An 18,381-nucleotide genomic window follows, 5' to 3' on the forward strand; every position below is an offset into this window, starting at 1 on the left:
CGCGGGTACGAATCCGTTCCTCTCGGGTACCACCTACCCCATGTGCTGGAGTGCGACGGCGGACCTGGTGGCGGGCACCGGCATCGCCGCGATCGGCGTCGTCTGCGTGACCCGGGTCCGCAGGGTCCGTGATCTGCCGCTGGCCGCGCTGCCCCTCCTCCTCGGGGCGCACCAGATCATCGAGTCGCTCGTCTGGCGCAGCGGTGGAGGGTCGGGTGCGGCGACCGACGCCTGGGCCGCCATCGCTCTGCCCCTGCTACCGCTGTGGGTACCGATCGGAGTCCTGCTCGCCGAGCCCGCCGAGGTGCGCAAGCGGCTCGTCGTCCCCCTCGCGGCCGGCCTCGCGACCGCCGCTGTTCTCGCCTACTGCCTGGCCACGCGGACGGTCACGGCCGAGATCCGCGGCCACACCGTCGGCTATCTCCTCGATCTGCCGCGCTCGCCGCTCATCATCGCGGGCTATCTGATCGCGACCGTCGGAGCGCTGCTCCTCGCCCGGGACACGGCGCTGCGGCTGCTCGGCGTCGTGGCGGGGGTGGGCGCGGCGGTGTGCCTCCTGCTGTGGCGGGAGGAGTTCGTCTCCACCTGGTGCGCCCTGGCCGCCGTCGCCTCGGTCGTCCTGCTCGCCTGGGTACGGCGGCGGCCTCAGCCGCCCGCGGCACCGCGCGTGGCCCTCTGAGCACCCCGTACGCCCGCGGCCCCGGCATCACCGGCGGCCTCGCCGTCGAGCGCGGGAGCGGCGCCCGGCTCGTCGCCGCGGGCGCGCAGGGTGAGCCGCCCCGACGTCTTCTGCGAGGGCAGGAACGCGGCCAGCACCAGCCCGGCGAGCACTGCGCCGGTGGCGATCAGGAACGAGATCCGGAAGCCGTTCATGCTCGGCACGAGCACCTCGCCCATCGGGACGGCGGTGTGCGCGAGCACCATGCCGATCACGGCACTCGACACCGACGTGCCGATCGACCGCATCAGTGTGTTCAGGCCGTTCGCCGCGCCCGTCTCGGACGGGTCGACCGCGCCGATGATCAGGGCGGGCAGGGAGGAGTACGCGAGACCGATGCCGGCGCCGAGCACGACCGAGATGACGACGGTCTGCCAGGCGGCACTCATCAGGCCGAGGCCGGCGCCGTATCCGATCGCGATGACCAGCATGCCGATCAGCAGGGTCGCCTTGGGTCCGCGCCGGGCGGAGATCCGTGCGTAGACCGGGGCGACGAACATCATCGTCAGACCCAGCGGCGCGACGCAGAGTCCGGCCACCACCATGGAGCGGCCCAGACCGTAGCCGGTCGACTCGGGCAGCTGGAGCAGTTGGGGAAGGACCAGCGAGACGGCGTAGAACGCGACGCCGACCATGATCGACGCCAGGTTGGTGAGCAGCACCTCGCGACGGGCGGTGGTCCGCAGATCCACCAGCGGCGCGGAGCTGCGCAGCTCCCACACGCCCCAGGTGAGCAGCACGGCCACCGCGACGCCGAACAGGCCCAGCGTCGTCGGGGAGCCCCAGCCCCAGTCGCCGCCCTTGGTGATCGGCAGCAGCAGGGACACCAGGCCCGCGCTCAGCCCGAGGGCCCCCACCAGGTCGAAGCCGCCCTTGGCGCGCAGCGAGGACTCGGGCACCACCACCACGGTGAGCAGCATCGACAGCAGACCGAGACCCGCCGAGGCGAAGAACAGCGTGTGCCAGTCGGTGTGCTCGGCGACGAGAGCGGCCGCAGGCAGGGCGAGACCGCCGCCCACGCCGATCGACGAGCTCATCAGGGCCATCGCCGAACCGAGGCGCTCCCGCGGCAACTCGTCGCGCATGATGCCGATCCCCAGCGGTATCGCGCCCATGGCGAAGCCCTGGAGCGCGCGGCCGACGATCATCGTGACCAGATCGTCGGTGACAGCGCAGATCAGCGAGCCGACAACCATCACGGCAAGGCTCGCGAGCAGCATCCGTCGCTTGCCGTACAGGTCACCGAGCCGTCCCATGATCGGGGTCGACACCGCACCGGCGAGCAGGGTGGCCGTCATCACCCAGGTCGCGTTGGCCGGGGTGGTGCTCAGCAGGACCGGCAGGTCCTTGATGACGGGCACGAGCAGGGTCTGCATGACCGCGACGGTGATGCCGGCGAACGCGAGGACGGGAACGACGCCGCGGATGCCCCGTCCCCCTGCGCCGGGCGGTCCGCCGCCCGGCTCGGCCGCTACCGGCTCTTCGGTTGTCGTGTGCGGCATGCGGGCGGCCTCCGGGGGCTGACTGGGTCCAGCGGCTTGCGCCAGGCGCGGGGGAACAGCGGCGTTCGCCCGGCCCCTGCCGGACGAACCGAGGTGTGCACTGGCAAGCCAAGTATGTGCACAGTGAACGTTTTCTTCTTCGGCCGTTATTCCGTGGGCATCCGGGTACCCGGCGGGCGCAACGAGGTGCCGAGGACGAGAAGGAGTTGAGCACATGCGCCGTCCGTCGCGACACCCCGCGCCCGGTCCGGGCGGCGGGGACACGATGGAGAGGTGGCGCCTGCGGTCCGGGTGACCGAGGACCCGGATCTCCCTCTTCCGTCGGCGCCACCGGCCCGGGCGGGGATCGAGCCGCCAGGGGCACGCGAGGTGCGTGATCGCTTTCCGTCGGCGCCACCGGCCCGGGCGGGGATCGAGCCGCCAGGGGCACGCGAGGTGCGTGATCGCTGTACCGCGGCCGCCGCCTGCTTCGAGCAGGCGACGCGGACCGTCCGTCCGGCAGGCCGCCGCCCGCCGACCGTGCGACAGGCCGGCCGCCAGGCCCGGCAGAAAGGAACGACCATGACGGACCGTCGGCAGGAGGATCCCGTGCAGAGCGATCACGAGCCCGACCAGCCCGTACCCCGCGACCCTCCCGACCAGCAGGACCTGGGCGGTGAGGACGCGCTGGACCTCCCTCGCTCCTCTTCCGACGAGACCGAGGACGGGGAGGGCGGCCGGAGCGGCAAGGACGACGACAAGCCCGATCAGAGCCTGCCGGACGCGGACGAGTCGGGGGCGGGCCGGACCGGAGAGCCGCGCAGCGGCTCCGTCCACCCCGAGCAGCCCGTTCCCGACGAGCCATCCGGCTGACCCGGCTCGCACCCCGCGCCGAGACGGGCGAGCCTGGAGGGGCGCCACCCCTCCCGGCCCGCACCACAGCCGCAGCGGAGGAAGAGGAAAGCGAGAGGAATCCGATGGGCGTGTTCGAGCCGATCCGCAGCCGGGGCGTGTTCCGGCGGCACACGGGATCGGATCCGCTCGGCAGGAGCAGGGCCGTGATCGAGGCTCCCGCCCGGTCGGCGCGCGACATCGCAGGACTCCTCGTCCTCGGCGGCTCGCCCGGCACAGGCCCGGTGCGGCCGGCCCTCTCCCTCGCGGTGACCGCGACGGTCGACGACTTCGGCGGCCCCGCGAGATTCGTCGGCAGGCTGCCGGTGATCGAGCTGACGTCGTCGGTGAGCACGGGTGGTGGGGGCCGGTGGCCCATGGGCCCGCCGGCCACGAGTGGGGCGAAGCACCTGGTGTCGCGTGGGCAGGGGCGGCTTTCTTCGGCTCCGGTGCTCGCCGCGAGTACCGTCGTCGCCGAATCGGCGGGGGCCGCCGCCCGCACCGTCGGCCCGTCGGGTTCGCCGACCGCGCTGCCGACACGGCGACGCTCGCCGTCCGTACCGTCTCACCGCGGCAGTGCCCGTGGGCCACATCTGCCCGGCCCTTCGCGGCAGGCGACCGGCGCCGCCCGGAGCCCGGCACGCGACCTCGGCCCCGCCAGGAGCGCTCACCGGCCATGGGCGCTGCGGCGCACACCGCGACCGCCGACAAGCCGTCGGCGCGGGTCGCCGGACCACAAGCTCGGCATGGCCGTCAGACACCACCCGGCGCGAGGGACGGCGGTCCGCCCTCCGTGCCCCACCCGGCAGCTCCCAACGGCCATCGGCGCCGAAGCCGTACTGCCGAACCCCGCTGTACCGCACCAGCCGCACCACCGCCGGCGGCCTCATGCCACCCCGGGCCCCACACGCTTCGGGTTCGCCGCCAAAGGCATCGCGCCTCGACCGGCGAACCCCTGCCCGGTCGGCCCTCGGCGGGCCCCCGCGAACACCGCACGGAGAGCGAGGAATCACGGTGAACAATGCCGATCAGAGCACCACACCTGTCGTGGTGAGCATCACCGGATGCGCCAAGGAGGACGCCGACAAGGTCTTCCGGGCGCTGGGACAGTCGCACGCGTCCGACCGTGATGACGGGGACGCGCCCCAGTACGTCTCGGGCGATCACGCGACCGTGTGGACGGCGACGTTCGACGTCTCCGGTACGCACACGGCCTCCGGGCCCGTACAGCTGTCCGAGCCCGTCGAGGCCGAGATCCAGGGCGGCTACTGGGCCGTCGACCGGATCCAGGAGACCCTCGCCTCCGCCTTCACCGTGCAGGAGCAGGGCATGGCGGCGGGCGACCAGGAGAAGGACGTACAGCTGCGGCTGTCGAGTGGCGGCAGCTGACCGACACCCGCCGGGAGGCTGTCCGCGGCAACCGGACGGCCCGAGCGCGCACGTGTCGAGGAACCGAGTTCGAGGAGGACAGTGCCCATGCCCATCGCCACGGTCGACCCGGCCACAGGTGAGACGCTCAGGACCTTCGACGCGCTCGGAGCCGATGAGATCGAACGGCGTCTCGCGCTCGCCAGGAGCGCTTTCGCCGAGCACCGACTCACCGACTTCGGCCGGCGCGCGCAGCTCCTGGACCGAGCCGCCGATCTGCTGGGCGACGACGAGGAGGAGATCGCCCGCACCATGACCTCCGAGATGGGCAAACCCATCGCGGCGGCCCGTGCGGAGGCGGCGAAGTGTGCCAAGGCGATGCGCTGGTACGCCTCCCACGCCGAGAAGCTCCTCGCCGACGAGCACCCCGACGCCGCCGATGTGCAGGACTCCGGGGCCTCCCGGGTCGTCGTCCGCTACCGGCCGCTCGGTGTCGTACTCGCCGTCATGCCCTGGAACTTCCCGCTCTGGCAGGTCATGCGGTTCGCCGCCCCGGCTCTGATGGCCGGCAACGTCGGACTGCTCAAGCACGCCTCCAACGTCCCGCAGACCGCCCTGTACATGGAGGACCTCTTCCTCCGCGCGGGCTACCCCGAGGGATGCTTCCAGACCCTGCTGGTCGGTTCCGGCGCCGTGGAGGACATCCTGCGCGACAGCCGGGTGGCCGCGGCGACCCTGACCGGCAGTGAGCCCGCCGGCCGATCGGTGGCGGCCATCGCCGGCGACGAGGTGAAGAAGACCGTTCTGGAGCTCGGCGGCAGCGACCCGTTCATCGTGATGCCGTCCGCCGACATCGACCGTGCCGCGGCCACGGCCGTGACGGCCCGGGTGCAGAACAACGGGCAGTCCTGCATCGCCGCCAAGCGCTTCATCGTGCACACCGACGTCTACGACGCCTTCGTGGAACGCTTCACCTCCAGGATGCGCGAACTCACCGTCGGCAACCCGATGGACGAGTCCGTGCAGGTCGGACCGCTCGCCACCGAGCAGGGGCGCGCCGACGTGGAGGAACTCGTCGACGACGCGCTGGAGCGCGGCGCGACCGCGCTGTGCGGCGGCGGACGCCCCAAGGGGCAGGACCGCGGCTGGTTCTACGAGCCCACCGTCCTCGCCGATGTGACCGAGGACATGCGCATCCACCGCGAGGAGGCGTTCGGTCCGGTGGCCACCGTCTACCGGGTGGCCGACGCGGAGGAGGCCGTCGCGCTCGCCAACGACACCCCGTTCGGCCTGAGTTCCAACGCCTGGACCCGGGACGCGAGCGATGTGCGCCGCTTCGAGCGGGACATCGAGGCGGGTGGCGTCTTCTTCAACGGCATGACCGCATCCCACCCCGCACTGCCCTTCGGCGGCGCCAAGCGTTCCGGCTACGGCAGGGAGCTCTCCGACCACGGCATCCGCGAGTTCTGCAACATCACCACGATCTGGCACGGCGCAGCACCCGACCGCGCGAGCTGACGCCGACAGGAGCCCACACCCATGGACGACGCCACCGCATCCGCCGCCGCGGAAGCTCTGAGCGACACGGAACTGGCTGCCCTGGACGCCCACTGGCGGGCAGCCAACTACCTCGCCGTCGGTCAGATCTACCTGTTGGCCAACCCGCTGCTCACCGAACCCCTGCGTCCCGAGCACATCAAGCCGCGGCTGCTCGGCCACTGGGGCACCTCACCCGGGCTGAACCTCGTCCACACCCACCTCAACCGGGTGATCAGGGCCCGCGGCCTGGACGCTCTGTGCGTCTGGGGACCGGGCCACGGCGGCCCGGCCGTCCTCGCCAACTCCTGGCTGGAGGGCACCTACTCGGAGACGTACCCCGACGTGAGCCGTGACGCGGAGGGGATGGAACGGCTGTTCCGGCAGTTCTCCTTCCCCGGCGGGGTGCCCAGCCACGTCGCCCCCGAGACGCCCGGATCCATCCACGAGGGAGGCGAACTCGGCTACTCGCTCACCCACGCCTACGGCGCGGCCTTCGACAACCCGCACCTGGTCGTGACGTGCGTGATCGGCGACGGAGAGGCGGAGACCGGGCCGCTCGCCGCGTCCTGGCACTCCAACAAGTTCCTCGACCCCGTCCACGACGGCGCCGTCCTTCCCGTCCTGCACCTCAACGGCTACAAGATCGCCAACCCCACCGTCCTCGCCCGGCTGCCCGAGGCCGAACTGGACGACCTGCTGCGCGGCTACGGTCACGAACCTCTCCACGTCACGGGCGACGACCCCGCGACCGTGCACCGTGCCATGGCAGCGGCGATGGACAAGGCCCTGAACCGCATCGAGGAGATCCAGCGCACCGCCCGCAGGGACGGCGTGCAGGCGCGTCCCCACTGGCCGATGATCGTCCTGCGTACGCCCAAGGGCTGGACCGGACCCGCGGAAGTGGACGGCCTGCCGGTCGAGAACACCTGGCGCGCCCACCAAGTGCCGCTGTCCGGTGTCCGGGAGAACCCCGAGCATCTGCGGCATCTCGAGAACTGGCTGCGCTCCTACCGCCCCGAGGAGTTGTTCGACACCGCGGGCAGGCCCGTTCCGCAGGTGCTCGCCTGCGTTCCCGGCGGCGGGCGGCGGCTCGGCGCGACACCGCACGCCAACGGCGGGCTCCTCGTCCGCGAACTGCCGTTGCCCGCCCTCGAAGAGCATGCCGTCGCCGTCGACAAGCGGGGCACCACGCTCCACGAGCCCACCCGGGTGCTCGGTGCCCTGCTGGCCGATGTGATGCGGGCGACCGCCGAACGACGGGACTTCCGCGTCGTCGGCCCCGACGAGACCGAGTCCAACCGTCTCGGAGCCCTGTACGACGTCACCGCCAAGGCATGGCAGGCCGAGGTGTACGCCACCGACGAGCATCTCGCCCGCGACGGCCGGGTGATGGAGGTCCTCTCCGAGCATCTGTGCCAGGGCTGGCTCGAGGGCTATCTGCTGACCGGCCGCCATGGCCTCTTCTCCAGCTACGAGGCCTTCGCCCACATTGTCGACTCCATGGTCAACCAGCACATCAAATGGCTCCGGACCTCCCGCAGGCTGACCTGGCGCCGGCCCATCGCCTCGCTGAACTACCTGCTGACCTCGCATGTCTGGCGGCAGGACCACAACGGCTTCTCGCACCAGGACCCGGGCTTCGTCGACCACGTCCTCAACAAGAGCCCCGAAGTCGTCCGCGTCTACCTCCCGCCGGACGCCAACACCCTGCTGTCGGTGGCCGATCACGCCCTGCGCAGTCGGGACTACGTCAACGTCATCGTCCCCGGCAAGCAGCCCACCTTCGACTGGCTCAGCATGGAGGAGGCCCGTGCCCACTGCGCGCGCGGCGCCGGAGCGTGGCCGTGGGCCGGTACGGAGGACGGCACCCGCGAACCCGACGTGGTGCTCGCGTGTGCGGGCGACGTACCGACCCAGGAGACGCTGGCGGCCGCGGAACTGCTGCGCCGCCATGCCCCGGAGCTGGCCGTACGGGTGGTCAACGTCGTCGACATGGCCCGGCTGATGCCGCACGAGGAACACCCGCACGGCATGACGGACCCCGAGTTCGACGCCCTGTTCACCCGGGACCGGCCGGTCGTCTTCGCCTATCACGGCTACCCCTGGCTGATCCACCGCCTCGCCTACCGCCGCGCGGGTCATGCCAACCTGCATGTCCGCGGCTACAAGGAGGAGGGCACCACCACCACGCCGTTCGACATGGTCGTCCGCAACGACCTTGACCGCTACCGGCTGGTGATGGACGTCGTGGACCGCGTCCCGGGGCTCTCCGTCCGGCTCATCGCGCTGCGCCAGGCGATGGCCGACATGCGCAGCCGCCATCACGACTGGATCCGTGAGCACGGAACGGACATGCCCGAGATCGCCGACTGGACCTGGGGAAGCTCGGCGGGTACCGAGGAGGTGCACGCCTGGCGGGGCGGTTCCTGACCGACCCGCTGCCCGGGGGAACGGCTGACGGCAGCGGACCCGAGCAGCTCCGGGCCGGCAGCCTCGTGCTCACCCCGTCCGGCGCCGGGCCGCCGGAGCCGTGATGGCGCGGGACTGCACATGCTCGTACACCATGGTCGACTGCACGTCCGCGACCTCACGGCGCTCGGTGAGCCGGTCGATGACGAAGGCGTACAGCCCGTTCACATCGGGGACGGCGACATGGATGAGGAAGTCGAACGGCCCCGACGTGACGAACAGACCGATCGTCTCCGGCAGTTGGGCCGCCCATTCGCGGAACCCCTCGATGACCGGACGGGACGGCGGTCTGATCCGGACCGAGATCAGGGCCTGCACCGGCCGTCCGACGGCCGACAGGTCGAGCGCCGCGTGATAGCCGCCGATGACGCCGCGCTCGCGCAGCGACTTGACCCGCTCCAGGGAGGTGGAGGGGGAGACACCGGTCTTGGCCGCCAGATCGCGGTTCGTCTGCCGTGCATCGTGCTGCAGCTCCCGCAGAAGAGCCCAGTCGAGCGCATCAAGTTCCATGAATACTCTCCTTTGCCTGATGACGTTCGGCAGGACTCCCCAGAGTACGCATGAGTGCTTAGCGTTTCGCGGTATGACCGATCACCACGACGCGGCGGCCGCCCGGCTGCCCCGCACCGACGTACGCACCGACATCCCGACCCGCCGGGCACCGCTGAAATGGGTCGTCGTCGTCGACGAGGACCTTCCCGCCGGGAGGGCGGCGAACGCCGCGGCCTGTATGGCCGCGGCGGTGGGCAAGGCCCTGCCCGATCTCCTCGGCGACGACGGCCGCGACGGCTCCGGCACCCCGCACGCCGGTCTGCCCTGGGCGGGCTGCTCCGTGCTCGCCGCCGACGCCGCGACCGTCCGGGAACTGCGGGAGAGGGCCGTCGGCAAGGAAGGCTTCTTCGTCGCCGACATGCCCGAAGCCGCACAGACCTTACGCGTCTACGACGCATACCTCGACCGGCTGGCAGGGACGAAGAGCGAGGATCTGACCTACCTCGCCGTCAGCTTCGTCGGACCGCGCAACCAGGTCGGCAAGCTGGTCGGCAGGCTCGCCCTGCTCTGAGCCCGTCGGGAACCGCCGTCAGCCGGCCACGCGCAGCACGAGCTTGCCGCGGGTGCGGCCCTGCTCGCCCCGGCGGTGCGCCTCTGCCGCCTCCGCCAGCGGCAGTACGTCCTCGACCTCCACCCGGACCGTGCCCTCGTCGATCAGCGCGGCGATGCGGGCGAGCGAGGGGCCGTCCGGCTCCACCAGGTACGGCTTCGCCACCAGGCCCCGGGCCGCGGCGGCGGCGACCAGTTCGGGGGAGACGCCCGACGGCACGGCGACCAGCGTCCCGCCGGGGCGCAGGGTCTCCAGCGACCGGGTGCTGGTCTCCTCCACGCCGTCGCCGATCAGATCGATGACGACGTCCACGTCCTTCACCGCGTCCTCGAACCGGACCGCGGTGTAGTCGATGAGCTCGTCCGCTCCGAGCGAGCGCAGCCAGTCGTGCTTCGCCTCGCGCGCGGTGCCGATCACATGCGCACCGAGGTGCTTGGCGAACTGCACCGCGAAGTGGCCCACGCCGCCCGCCGCCGCGTGGATCAGCACCCGCTGCCCCGGCTCGATCCGCGCGGCGTCGACCAGGGCCTGCCAGGCGGTGAGCCCGGCCAGCGGCACGGCGGCAGCCACGTCGTGGCCGACCGTCGACGGCTTGCGCACGAACTGCCGTGCCGGGGCCGTCACGTACTCGGCGTACGCACCGGCCTGGCGCGGGAACCACGGCATGCCGTACACCTCGTCGCCGACCTCCAGGGTGTGGACGCCGAAGCCGACCGCCTCCACGACGCCCGAGACGTCCCAGCCCAGGACGAACGGCGCCTCACCGAGGACGCCGGCCATGCCGCCGCCCTCGCGCGTCTTCCAGTCCACCGGGTTCACACCGGCCGCGTGCACGCGCACCAGGACCTCGGTGGGCAGCGGCTCCGGCCGCGCCACCTCGGCGAGGCGCAGCACATCAGCACCGCCGAAGGTGTCCTGGGTGATCGCGCGCATGGTCGGGCTGCTGGTCATGTACATCTCCTGAGAGAGGTGCCGGGGTGCGGACGCACGGCCCGGCGAGCTGATCGATAACGCCGGAAAGCTACCCGCGGGGTAGTGGTATCCCGCAAGGGCGTCTACTATCCCTGAGAAAGTATTGAGGTCACGGCCCTACAGAGGAGACGTCCATGCCCATTCCCTGCACCACGGGCCAGCACGCGGACCACGATGTGTACGCGTCCCTGTGCCCGTGCCGGGACGTCCTGGACCTGCTCGCGGGCAAATGGTCGGCCCTCGCGATCGGCGCCCTGGAAGAGGGCCCGCAGCGCTTCGGCACCGTACAGCGGCGGCTCCAGGGTGTCAGCCCCAAGGTGCTGACCAACACCCTGCGGAAGCTGGAGGCGCACGGCTTCGTCGAGCGGACCGTCTACCCGGCCGTGCCGCTGCACGTCGAGTACGCGCTCACCCCGCTGGGCCGCGGTGTCGCCGAACCTCTCGGCCGGCTGCGCGACTGGGTGGAGCTGCACCTCCACGAGATCCGCGGCACGGACTGCGAGACCCCGGCCCTGGTCTGACGGGCCGGGGCGTCGACAGCCCTCCGCTGTCAGCGGGCCCCGGCCGTCGCGAACGGCACCTGGGAGACGGCCTGTTCGGCAGGTGCCTGCGGGTGGGTCCACAGACCGCGCGACCGCAGACGCGGCAGCACCCCCTCGCCGAACCAGTAGGCCTCCTCCAGGTGCGGATAGCCGGACAGCACGAACTCCTCGATGCCGAGGGCCCGGTACTCCTCGATCCGGTCGGCGACCTCGTCATGGCTGCCGACCAGCGCCGTACCGGCACCACCGCGGACCAGACCGATACCCGCCCACAGGCCCGGCGAGATCTCCAGTTCGTCGCGCCGGCCGCCGTGCAGTGCGAGCATCCGCCGCTGTCCCTCCGACTCGCTGCGTGCCAGCCCGTCCTGGACCGCATGCACGGTCGCCGGATCGAAACCGTCGAGAAGCCGGTCGGCCTCCGCCCAGGCCTGGTCCGAGGTGTCCCGGGTGATGACATGCAGCCGGATGCCGAAGCGCACGGTGCGGCCCTCCCGTGCCGCGAGCCGGCGGATCCAGCCGATCTTCTCCGCCACGGCGGCGGGCGGCTCACCCCACGTCAGATACACGTCCGCGTGACGGGCGGCCACCGTACCCGCGGCGGCCGAGGAGCCGCCGAAGTACACGGGCGGGACCGGATCCGGCAGCTGGGCCAGCTTCGCGTCCGTCACCCGCAGGTGTTCCCCGTCCAGCGTGACCGACCGGCCCGCCCACAAGTCCCGCACGATGTGCAGGAATTCACCTGTGCGCGCGTAGCGGGCGTCCTTGTTCAGATAGTCGCCGTACGCCCGCTGCTCATGGCTCTCACCACCGGTGACGACATTGAGCAGCAGTCTGCCGCCCGACTGCCTCTGGTAGGTGGAGGCCATCTGCGCGGCGAGCGTCGGCGAGACGAAGCCGGGACGGAAGGCGACGAGGAACTTCAGCCGCTCCGTCTCGCGGCTGATCATCGCGGTGGTGAGCCAGGCGTCCTCGCACCATGCGCCCGTCGGTGTCAGCGCGCCGGTGAAGCCGAGGTCCTCGGCGGCGCGGGCGATCTGGGAGAGGTACCCGATCGTCGGTGGACGGACGGTACTCGCGGCGCCGGCGGGCGCTCCGTGCCCGCCGCCCACGACATGGCGGCTGTCGCCGCTGGTGGGCAGGAACCAGTGGAAGGTGAGGGACACAGGTCTCCGTTCGGTGTCGTCGTCGGCCTCGGGCGCGGGAGTCGTCAGCCCGTCGCCGCGAGCACGGCAGTCCGGCCGAGGGCGGACGAGAACTGGTCGACGACGTGGTCGAGCGCCTCGGACGCGTGCGGCGCGATGGCGAGCCCGCCGTCCTCCTGGACCGCGATGTCCTTGTCGAGCGTGAACCAGCCCTGGACGACATGCGCCGCACCCATCGAACTCAGCACCGGCCGCAGGGCGTAGTCGATGGCCAGGACGTGCGCGGTGGTGCCGCCCGTCGCGAGGGGCAGGACGGTCTTGCCGGTGAGCGCGTACTGCGGGAGCAGATCGAGCAGCGCCTTGAGCACACCGGAGTACGAGGCCTTGTAGACCGGCGTTCCGATGACAACTCCGTCGGCGCGCGCGAAGAGTTCGGCCGCCGCCACGATCGCCGGGTGCTGGAAGTCGGCGCCCAGCAGCGCCTCCGCCGGGACGGTGCGGACGTCGAGCGGGAGCACTTCATGGCCCTGGAGGGCCAGTCGTGCGTCCAGATGGCGCAGCAGACGGCCGGTGCGGGAGGTCGCGGAGGGACTGCCGGAGACGGACAGGACGGTGGCCATGGAAATTCCTTCGGGGAGTGGGTGGGCCGACTGCTGCTGCGTCATCTCAGATGCATTCGGGCAGGCGGAACGAACATGCGGGGGGAGCGCCGATTTCAGGCGCGCAACCATGGGGGAACGACGCGGAATTGTTCACGCGCCGGCAACAAAGGAAATCCCCGGACCCGGAACCCCCGAGGGGCCGGCGATGCGGGGATTCGGCCCGTCAGCGGGCCGTGACGCAGCAACAAGAGGCGCTGGAGACACGGGCGAGGTCGACATGGCGTCGCCGTGTGAGGTCCAGTCGCGTCTGCATGTCCACGATTGCAGCAAGGCGACGACGGCGAGTCAAGCAATCCGTGATCGGTCTCGTATTCCGGACCCCGGCCGTCTCGACCCCGTCCATCGGGACAGAGCCTGAGGCCGGCCCGTCAGCCCTTAGCACCCGCCACCGGAAACCGCATCCCGGGCGGGCCCGGCTGCGGGCCGGGCGGCCGGATGGTAGGACGGTCATGAGGGTCGGCAGTGGGCGGGACAGCAGCTGAGCACCTCAGGCGTCCCCTTCCCCTCCCGTTTCCCCTCCGGTACCCGATGACCTGCCTGCACGGAGAGGCTCGCTCATGGCCGAGGAACAGTCCGCACCGCGGGGGACACGTGCGTCCGGGGCGACGAACGGCTCGTTCCCCTCGCGTGAGCAGGAATTCGGTGCTGTCACCGACCTTCGGCGTACCGGCATCGACCCGAATTTCTGGTACCCGGTCGCCGTCTCGAAAAGTGTCCGCAAGAACAGGACCTTCGCGGCCACCTTCGCCGGTGAGCGGATCGCCCTCTATCGCGGCGCGAGCGGCAAGGTCTACGCGCTGGAGGACCGCTGCGCCCACCGCCAGGTGCCCCTGAGCATGGGCGTCGTGGAGGGCGAGGCACTGCGCTGCTGCTATCACGCCTGGGCCTATCGCGGGAACGGCCGTATCTCGCAGATTCCCTATCTGCCCAAGGGGGTCGACCGCCCGCCGCGCGGAGTGCGCGCCTATCCGGTCCGCGAAGCCTACGGCCTGGTCTTCGTCTTTCCCGGAGACCCGGAGAAGGCGGTCACGACGACGCTTCCCGAACTGCCGGAATTCGCCTCGCCCGGACACAGGACCATGACGTTCTCGCGAACCGTGCGGTGCCACTACACGTTCATGCACGAGAACCTCCTCGACATGAACCACCAGTTCCTGCACCGGGGCGTCCTGGGCAGGATCCAGCCGCAGCTGCTCGGATTCGACACCGGTCCGCGCTCGGTGGAGGCCCGGTACCTCTTCGTTCCCGCCGGCGGGAAGAAGGACCGCGGTGCCGGGCTGCTGTCCGCCGAGGGCATCGGCGGCGCCAACTCGCCCGACGTCGTCACCATCCGCACCGAGTACCCCTACCAGACCCTCCGGACGGTTCCGCAGAACGCCGAACTCCCCGCGTTCTCCCTCTGGGCGGCCTATGTACCGAAGGACGTCGAGCAGCGCATCACCCACGTCTACGGCCTGCTGATGATCGCCAAGCCGCCGGTCCCCGGGGCTCTTCATGTCGCCTGGCCCCTCATCCGCCGTTTCACGGAGCGGGTGTTCGCCCAGGACCGCATGGCGGTGGAGGCGGAGCAGCGGGCCTGGGACGAGCAGGGCGCGGACTGGAACCAGGAGGTCTTCCCCCTGATCCGTGACGTCCGCGACGTGCTGCGCGCCAACGGTGTGCCCATCCGCCCCGAGTCCGCGCTGTGCGGCGCCGCGGCTCTCTGCGGCAACGCGATGCTCAACGGCGCCGCACCGCACGCCGGTCGGAGCCACGCCGGCTGACTCCGACCGTGCGGCCGTGCTCAGTCGGCGCACTCCAGTGACGTGAGGTCGATCGCGTCGGCCATTGCCTGCATCCCCTTGTCGTTCGGATGCAGATGGTCGCCGCCGTCGAAGGTCGGCAGCAGCCTTTCCCCGTCGTACGGGCTTCTCAGCGCCCGGTCGAAGTCGGCCACCGCGTCGAACAGTCCGCCGGTCCGGATGAAGTCGTTGACCTCCTTGCGCACGGCCTCCTCGGCGGGCCCCCATTCGGACCAGCCCTTGAACGGCAGCACCGTCGCGCCCACCACACAGGTGTCCGCCGCGCGGGCCCGGGCGGCGATCTCGCGGTATCCGGCGATGAGATCGGCGGCCGTCACACCGGAGTGGGCCTTGATGTCGTTGACCCCCTCGAAGACGACGACGGTCCGCACGCCCGCCTGCGACAGCACGTCCCGGTCGAGGCGGCGCAGGGCGCTCTGGCCCGCGCCGTCCGCGAGGACCTTGTTGCCCGAGATCCCCTCGTTCGCCACGCCCCGCACGCTGCCCTGGGCGGCCTGGAGCCGGCCGGCCAGATAGTCGGGCCAGCGGCGGTTCCTGTCCACGGACGACTGCCAGCCGTCGGTGATCGAGTCCCCGAGGGTGACGACGGCACCCGTGCCGGGCGACGCCTCCACGGTGAGGGCGTCGAGATAGAGCCAGGAGCCGGTCTGCTCACCGAAGTTGTCCGCGCCGGACTCGGCCGCATGGTCGCCCGCGGCCGCGTACGACGTCTGCAGGGCCATGCCGTGACCGGTCGCCGGCCCTCCCGCGTCCCGCACGTACAGACTGATCGCCAGACTGCTCCGGGCCTTCACCGCCCCCGGCAGCGGGTCGCTGTAGCGGACATCGCCGGGTGCGAGCGTCACGGACCGGGAGCCGCCGAAGGTCAGACGCCGGTTGCTCCCGGGCACCAGCGCGGCTCCGTGCGCCGGGATCCCGGCATAGGCGGCCCCGAAGGTCACGGGCCGGTCCCCGAACGCGTTGGACAGCCTGATCCGCAGTCCGCGTCCACCCGCGCTGGTGCGGACGACGAGGCGGTGGCTGCGGTCGGCGACGGCGTCACCCGTCCGGTCCGCGCTCGCCGCCCAGGTCACCACCTGCGGGCGCGCGGCGGCCGGTACCGGCGTGGTGGCCGGTACCGACGAGGCCTGTCCCGGTGTGCAGAGAGCGAGTGCCAGCGCGGGCCCGAGCAGCACGGCCCAGCGCCGGGGCCTCACCCGAAGTCCCGCAGGGTGACGGACTTCCCCGGCCGCAGCGTGACCGTACGGGACGAGCCCCGCGACGACACCGTGGTCGTCCGCCCGCCGACGCTGGTGATCCGCGCCCGGTCGACCCTGCCGGCACTCCAGTCGAGGTCGACGACGAAGCCGCCCCGGACACCGACACCGGTCACGGACCCCGACGCGGCCCAGGCGCCGGGCAGTGCCGGCAGGAGTTCGACGTGACCGGGCCGCGCGTACACGAGCATCTCGATCACGGCGGACGGCGTGCCGAAGTTGGCGTCGATCTGGAAGATCCCGCGGCCCTTCTCGACCTCGTAGATGTCGAAGAGGTTCATCGCCGTGCCGTTGACGCCACCCGTGGACGGCCGCAGGTTGTTGGCGAACAACCGGTAGGCGTTCTCCCCCTTCTTCAGGCGCGCCCAGCACAGCGCCCGCCAGGCGTTCGCCCAGCCGAAGCTCTCCGTGCCGCGTGCGGTGAGCAGGGCGGTGGCGCCGTCGAGGAGTTCACCGGACACGGCTCCCGGCCGGACGCGGTCCCCGGGGAACAGCCCCATGAGCGGCGAGAGATGACGGTGCGTCGTCTCACCGAGGTTGTCCGGCGACATCCACTCCTGGAGCCACCCGGTCTTCGGACTGACCTCCGGCAGATACAGCCGCTCCTGCATCGCGCCCACCGTCCGGCTGTACGCGGCGTCCTTGCCCAGCACCGAACACGCCTGGCGGTACTGGTCGAACAGCGCCCACACCACCTCCTGCCCATAGGTGTTGCCCCGGGTGTCCTGCGGCCCGTGCTCGGGCGACCAGTCCCGGTCCGCCACCAGGACCTCGCGCGGTTCGCCGGTCTCCCGGTCGGTGACCGTCATCGGCACCAGGCGTGTCTCCCAGAACTCGCAGGCACCCTTCAGCAGCGGATGGATGCGGGCCAGATAGTCCCTGTCCAGGGTGTACTCGTAGTGCTCGAACAGCGAGATGCACAGCCAGGCATTGCCGGGCGGATGCCACCACCATCCGAGGCCGCCGTGCACATTGGTCGAGTACGCCACGGTCCAGCCCGCGACCTTGCCGGAGGTGTTGCGGAAGCGGTTGCGCGGGTCGTTGAACAGCTCCTGGGTGAGCTTGCTCCACGACGGCAGCTGCGCGAGGCAGTAGTCCGCGAGGGCGTCGAAACAGCGCGAGAGCCCGGTGCGGTCGGCCATCCAGTAGTTCATCTGGATGTTGACGTCGCTGTGGTAGTCGCCCATCCAGTCCGGGTCGTTGCCGTCCAGCCACAGGCCCTGGAGGTTGAGCGGAAGTCCGTCCCGCGATCCCGAGATCATGAGGTACCGGCCGTACTGGACGTACAACGCCTCCAGTTCCGGGTCCGGTTCGGCGTTCTGCGTACGGGCTGTGAGCCGCTCCCAGGTGTCGAGACGCCGCTGTTCGTCCGTCGACTCGCCGAGGGAGAGGCTCATCCGGTCGAACAGGGCCCGGTAGTCGGCCACATGGGTGTGCAGCAGCGCCGTGGAGGACTGACGGGCGGCGGCCGCCACCTTCGTCCGGGCGAGTGCGGCCGGGTCCAGATCCGGATCCCGGTAGTCCTGGGCCGCGTTCGGCGCGTAGTTCGTACCGCCGGTGACCACGATCGTGAGCTCCGAGCAGCGGGAGAAGGTGATCCGGCCGCCCTGCACCGAGACGGAGCCGCCCCGGCCGGTCGCGGTGACGGCAGCGCCGTAGCGCAGCCCGTTGTCGAAGGAGTCGCCGAACCAGAGCGTGTCCCGTGAACCGTCCGACATCGTCGTCTCGCCGTGAGTGCCGTCGAGGCCGATGGAGCCGGTGTAGCGGCCGCCGCCGCGCTGGGTGAGGCGGATGACGACCACGTCGTCGGGGTGACTGGCGTAGATCTGCCGCTCGTACGTCACACCCGCGCGGGTGTACTGGGCGCTGACCAGGCCCTGGCCGAGGTCCAGGCTGCGGCGGTAGCCGGAGACGCCCTGGAGCTCGTGGTCCGGTATGTCGACCGACAGATGCGTGAGCTGGGTGAAGCTCCCGAAGTTCTCGCGGGCGTAGGGGAATTGGCCGTCCTGGTCGAGGGTGCCGTTACGGTGTCCCGTCCACAGCGTGGCGTCGGTGAGGTAGACCAGCTCCCGGCCGGGGTCGCTGCTCACGAGTGCGCCGATGCGGCCGTTGCCGACCGGGAGGGCCTGCTCGATCATCTTCCGCTCACCGGCCGGGGCGCGGTACCACATCCGGGTCGTCGCTCCGGGGGAGAGCATCGGGGAGACGGTGGGCCGGACCGGGGCCGCGGTGGCGGTGAAGGCGGGGAGTCCGCCGAGAGCGGTCGCCGTGCCGAGGGCGGTGGCGAGGGAGAGGAATCCCCGGCGGCTGGGCTGTGCGGGTCTGTGCGGGTGCTGGTCGTCCACGAGGCACTCCGGTGATCGGGGCATGACAGGGCGGGTGGTTGACGCGGAGGACCGCACGAGACGTGGGGGCCTCGGGGAGGAGCGGGCGGCCG

Annotated in this window: 15 protein-coding genes; 8 read left to right on the forward strand and 7 right to left on the reverse strand. The window is 71.4% G+C overall.

What is annotated here, in order from left to right; translation table 11 throughout:
* The first annotated feature begins 40 nt into the window (after positions 1–40).
* Positions 41–679 (forward strand): DUF6629 family protein, encoded by a 639-nt coding sequence (locus tag ACFWU3_RS28020; RefSeq protein WP_384443236.1) that lies wholly within the window; start codon positions 41–43, stop codon positions 677–679.
* Here the strand turns inward: ACFWU3_RS28020 and ACFWU3_RS28025 are convergent.
* Complete coding sequence (locus ACFWU3_RS28025) at positions 646–2,220, reverse strand: MFS transporter (protein WP_384443239.1); 1,575 nt, start codon at positions 2,218–2,220, stop codon at positions 646–648. The two genes, ACFWU3_RS28020 and ACFWU3_RS28025, sit on opposite strands and share 34 nt — an antisense overlap.
* A gap of 561 nt (positions 2,221–2,781) precedes the next feature.
* On the opposite strand from ACFWU3_RS28025, the gene ACFWU3_RS28030 reads away from it, so the two are divergent.
* The 4 genes from ACFWU3_RS28030 (at position 2,782) to ACFWU3_RS28045 (ending at position 8,427) form a co-directional block, all read left to right on the forward strand.
* Positions 2,782–3,072 (forward strand): hypothetical protein, encoded by a 291-nt coding sequence (locus tag ACFWU3_RS28030; RefSeq protein WP_384443242.1) that lies wholly within the window; start codon positions 2,782–2,784, stop codon positions 3,070–3,072.
* Between the two features lie 1,032 nt (positions 3,073–4,104).
* Positions 4,105–4,479 (forward strand): hypothetical protein, encoded by a 375-nt coding sequence (locus ACFWU3_RS28035; RefSeq protein ID WP_384443245.1) that lies wholly within the window; start codon positions 4,105–4,107, stop codon positions 4,477–4,479.
* A gap of 87 nt (positions 4,480–4,566) precedes the next feature.
* Positions 4,567–5,976 carry an NADP-dependent succinic semialdehyde dehydrogenase gene (locus tag ACFWU3_RS28040; protein WP_384443248.1) on the forward strand — a complete coding sequence of 470 codons (1,410 nt, stop codon included), beginning with the start codon at positions 4,567–4,569 and terminating at the stop codon, positions 5,974–5,976.
* Between the two features lie 21 nt (positions 5,977–5,997).
* On the forward strand, positions 5,998–8,427 hold the full coding sequence (locus ACFWU3_RS28045; RefSeq protein ID WP_384443251.1) for a phosphoketolase: 2,430 nt from the start codon (positions 5,998–6,000) through the stop codon (positions 8,425–8,427).
* 69 nt (positions 8,428–8,496) lie between these two features.
* Here the strand turns inward: ACFWU3_RS28045 and ACFWU3_RS28050 are convergent, their stop codons facing one another.
* Entirely contained in the window at positions 8,497–8,976 is a 480-nt protein-coding gene (locus ACFWU3_RS28050; RefSeq protein WP_313947848.1) for an Lrp/AsnC family transcriptional regulator, read from the reverse strand.
* 73 nt (positions 8,977–9,049) lie between these two features.
* Between ACFWU3_RS28050 and ACFWU3_RS28055 the strand changes: the two genes are divergently transcribed.
* Positions 9,050–9,529, forward strand: a complete 480-nt coding sequence (locus ACFWU3_RS28055; RefSeq protein ID WP_384443254.1) for a DUF2000 domain-containing protein — start codon at positions 9,050–9,052, stop codon at positions 9,527–9,529.
* 18 nt (positions 9,530–9,547) lie between these two features.
* Here the strand turns inward: ACFWU3_RS28055 and ACFWU3_RS28060 are convergent, their stop codons facing one another.
* Positions 9,548–10,519, reverse strand: a complete 972-nt coding sequence (locus ACFWU3_RS28060; protein WP_384443257.1) for an NADP-dependent oxidoreductase — start codon at positions 10,517–10,519, stop codon at positions 9,548–9,550.
* 155 nt (positions 10,520–10,674) lie between these two features.
* Here ACFWU3_RS28060 and ACFWU3_RS28065 point away from each other — a divergent pair, with 155 nt between their 5' ends.
* Positions 10,675–11,061, forward strand: a complete 387-nt coding sequence (locus ACFWU3_RS28065; RefSeq protein ID WP_352204745.1) for a helix-turn-helix domain-containing protein — start codon at positions 10,675–10,677, stop codon at positions 11,059–11,061.
* 29 nt (positions 11,062–11,090) lie between these two features.
* On the opposite strand, the gene ACFWU3_RS28070 is transcribed toward ACFWU3_RS28065, so the two are convergent.
* On the reverse strand, positions 11,091–12,245 hold the full coding sequence (locus ACFWU3_RS28070) for an LLM class flavin-dependent oxidoreductase (RefSeq protein WP_384443260.1): 1,155 nt from the start codon (positions 12,243–12,245) through the stop codon (positions 11,091–11,093).
* A 44-nt stretch (positions 12,246–12,289) separates the two neighbouring features.
* Positions 12,290–12,844, reverse strand: coding sequence for an NADPH-dependent FMN reductase (gene ssuE / locus ACFWU3_RS28075; protein ID WP_384443263.1), 555 nt, complete (start codon positions 12,842–12,844; stop codon positions 12,290–12,292).
* A gap of 599 nt (positions 12,845–13,443) precedes the next feature.
* Here ssuE and ACFWU3_RS28080 point away from each other — a divergent pair.
* Positions 13,444–14,649, forward strand: coding sequence for a Rieske 2Fe-2S domain-containing protein (locus ACFWU3_RS28080; protein ID WP_384443266.1), 1,206 nt, complete (start codon positions 13,444–13,446; stop codon positions 14,647–14,649).
* Positions 14,650–14,669: 20 nt separating this feature from the next.
* On the opposite strand, the gene ACFWU3_RS28085 is transcribed toward ACFWU3_RS28080, so the two are convergent.
* Both ACFWU3_RS28085 and ACFWU3_RS28090 read right to left on the reverse strand, forming a co-directional pair.
* The gene (locus ACFWU3_RS28085; protein WP_384443269.1) at positions 14,670–15,884 is read right to left on the reverse strand and encodes an SGNH/GDSL hydrolase family protein; all 1,215 of its coding nucleotides are present in this window, start codon (positions 15,882–15,884) and stop codon (positions 14,670–14,672) included.
* Entirely contained in the window at positions 15,881–18,289 is a 2,409-nt protein-coding gene (locus ACFWU3_RS28090; RefSeq protein ID WP_384443272.1) for a glycoside hydrolase N-terminal domain-containing protein, read from the reverse strand. Before ACFWU3_RS28090 ends, ACFWU3_RS28085 begins: the two co-directional genes overlap by 4 nt.
* Positions 18,290–18,381 lie beyond the last annotated feature (92 nt).

The sequence above is a fragment of the Streptomyces sp. NPDC058685 genome (assembly GCF_042714725.1).
GTDB lineage: Bacteria > Actinomycetota > Actinomycetes > Streptomycetales > Streptomycetaceae > Streptomyces.